General features: G+C 53.4%; 1 protein-coding gene. It reads left to right on the plus strand.

Annotation, left to right across the window (positions count from 1 at the left end; translation table 11 throughout):
• On the plus strand, nt 1-266 hold a 266-nt coding region (locus ACFC20_RS17610; protein ID WP_375194117.1), incomplete at both ends, for an FAD-dependent oxidoreductase.

Raw genomic sequence — 266 nt, forward strand, 5'->3', positions numbered from 1 at the left:
TGAAGAAGGAAGGCATCCTGCACATTTACCGTGACAAAAAAGGGTTCGACCATGCAGGCAAAGTGTCAGTCATGCTGGCCAAGGGGGGCCTACCTCGCTATGCCGTGACCCCAGCTGAAATGAAAGCCATCGAGCCGACATTGGCAGGCACCTACTACGGTGGCTACTTCACTGAGAGCGATTCCACGGGAGACATTCACAAATTCACCAATGGACTAGCAAATGCGGCATCACGACTCGGCGTGCACACGCTGTATGGTCAAGAT

The sequence above is a fragment of the Marinobacter sp. genome (assembly GCF_041984545.1).
Classification (GTDB): domain Bacteria; phylum Pseudomonadota; class Gammaproteobacteria; order Pseudomonadales; family Oleiphilaceae; genus Marinobacter.